The sequence below is a fragment of the Nitratireductor lacus genome (genome assembly GCF_056431025.1).
This window is the reverse complement of record NZ_JBWKMB010000051.1, coordinates 1-2,589: the sequence shown is the minus strand read 5'-3', so window position 1 is coordinate 2,589 and position 2,589 is coordinate 1. Positions and strand designations below refer to the sequence as shown.

General features: G+C 52.0%; 2 protein-coding genes and 1 pseudogene. All 3 read left to right on the top strand.

Going from position 1 to position 2,589, the window contains the following annotated elements; all coding sequences use genetic code 11:
* Positions 1-736: transposase (locus AC07E3_RS21325; RefSeq protein ID WP_478364727.1), on the top strand; the 736-nt coding region annotated here is incomplete at its 5' end.
* Between the two features lie 135 nt (positions 737-871).
* Positions 872-988 (top strand): annotated as a pseudogene (locus tag AC07E3_RS21320) (IS91 family transposase); the annotation flags it as partial.
* 252 nt (positions 989-1,240) lie between these two features.
* On the top strand, positions 1,241-2,317 hold the full coding sequence (locus AC07E3_RS21315; protein WP_478364725.1) for a MerR family transcriptional regulator: 1,077 nt from the start codon (positions 1,241-1,243) through the stop codon (positions 2,315-2,317).
* Positions 2,318-2,589: the final 272 nt, after the last annotated feature.

Genomic DNA, 2,589 nt, shown 5'->3' with positions numbered 1-2,589 from the left:
GACCGGCACCCTCAAGCGGGTCATGAAAGCTTTTGACTGGCAACTGAACAAGAAGGGGTACATCCCGATGTCAGGCCAGATCGTGGACGCCAGCCTGGTGCCGGCGCCCAAACAGCGCAACACCGATGATGAAAGGCAAGCGATCAAACAGGGCAAATCGGCCAAGGAGATCTGGCCCGATAAACCGGCAAGGGCAGCCCAGAAGGATACCGACGCGCGCTGGACGCTCAAGATAGGGGGCAAGGTGCGCTACAGGGAAGACGGGACACCACTGCCCATGATCGCGCTTCCCGTGTTTGGCTACAAATCCCATATCACCATTGACCGCCGTTATGGTTTTATCCGGGGAGCGGCAGTGACCTCGGCGTCCCATGCCGACGGTCGTATGCTGCGCCAGGTGATCGACAGGGAGAATACCGGCAGTGAAATCTGGGCCGACAGTGCATACCGCTCACAAAGCAATGAGAAATGGCTGGCTGACCGCATGCTGACCAGCCGCATTCACCGGCGCAAGCCCAAGGGCAAGCCAATGCCTAAAACCATGGCACGAGCCAATGCCGCCAAGTCTGCAATCCGCGCCAAGGTCGAACATGTGTTCGCCCACCAGAAGAACAAACTCGGGCTGTTCATTCGTACCATCGGCATCAAGCGTGCCGAGGCAAAACTGACGCTGGCCAACTTGGCGTACAATTTCGACCGCCTTGTCTTCCATGAAAAGCGAGCGCTCATGGGATGAGTCTGCCCGGAAACGGGAAATGCCCCCGTGTGGGGATCGACCGCAGCCGAAATCGCCGGGGACAGCACCAAAATGGCGCCCTCAAGCAGAGATCACGCTCCTACGGGCAACCAAATCACGGTTCTTGCGGGTCTCCAGCTCGCCGCGATCGCTTTCCAGAAGAAGGCGGCGGTCTAAACGATTCTGTTCAAGGGTGCAGCGGAGACGTTGCGCACGATTGCCGCGGGGTCAAGGCACCTCGGCACCAAAATCGTCCGCTCACCGCGGATCGCCTCAAGCGCAACCTTGGCCTTGAATTCGGCCGAAAACCGTCTGCGTGTCTTCATCCTGGATCGTCCTTCAAATCGGTCGATCCACCTTATCCCCCTGTCTCACAAACCGGCATCACCTCTATGGGACTAATCACCCACTGGCGGATGGTCCTGAAATGCAGTTAAATATTGGACACATCTGAGATTGGCGTGCGAGCATAGATCGCATCTCTACCCCCGGACGTCTATGAGAATGAAGAAGGAAATTTGGATAAGCGCAAATCAATGCGCTAAACGTGTCGGTCTCACGGTCCGAACTCTCCGCCTATATGAACAGTATGGTTTAATTCAGCCCCGACGAACTGAAAAAAACTGGCGACTGTACGGCTTAGAAGAGATCACTCGGCTGAATGAGATACTAGTTTTAAAGCAACTAGGACTCACCTTATCCAAGATCGCAAGCGTGCTATCAGGTCGTTCGACGGATCTGGCCTCGCTGTTAGCGATGCAGCGACAGACCTTAATGGATTTGCGCATTCGGACGGACAATAGCCTCGCCATTATCGACGATTTGAAGACGAAGATCGCTGATAAAGAAGCGGTGTCGGTCAACGAGCTCCTGGTGCTTGCAAGGGATACGAATTCATCAGAGTCTTCGACGGTGACATCTGCTGCATGGCGTCGCTACGAGCAAAGTCGACCGCGCACCGAAATCACCATAGATTCCAGTTTCTACGAAGACTATGCCGGTTGTTATCACCACTATGGCGATCTTGGCTTCGTTGTAAGTCACCGAAGGGGTCAGCTCGTGGTTCAGTTAACTGGACATCCAGATCTTGAAATATTCCCTGAAAGCAAAGAGAAATTTTTTTCAAAAACAGCTCCGCTACAGGTAACGTTTGTCCGAAATCCAAACGATGTAGTTTCCAAAGCAATTCTTCACCACGATGGATGCGAAAGTACCCTTCCTCGCGTTGACGAGGATGTTATCAAAAAGCTGGAAGAAGAAATATCGTACAGAGAGAAGAATAAAATTCCAGTAAATAATAGCAAAAGAATTATTTGGGACTTAATTAAGGGTTTCCAGCTAAATCATATCGATTACAAAAATATGATCCCAGAATTAGAAGAGAGCGTTAACAGTTATATAGATTTATTACGCATGGACTTATCGAAACTGGGCGCACTAAAGAACGTGTCATTCAAGGGTGTAAGCCCGAACGGATTGGATATTTATGATGCTTTCTTTGAGAAGGGTCGAATGGAATGCGGTTTTCGCCTAAGAAAAGATGGAAAATTCAGCGAGTTCCATTTTAGACAGTCCCTTTGATCGCTACTTGCATCGTGACCTAATGGGATGAACTGCCTTCCCACCCCGAACGCGGCTATCTTCGCGGGCAAATGGTGGAGCAGAAGGAGCATCCTGATGGTTATCGCGGTTCTTGGTATCGATTGACCTGAGCCCCTGAACCTCCTCCAGATTTTGGTAGAGTCCGTCGATCACGGTGACGTGCACCCCTTCTTTGGATCGCCCCGAACCGGAACTTCCGGGGTGTCGGGCTCAGGCGGCAGAAGGTGCCGATGAGCCTTTCATGAACGATA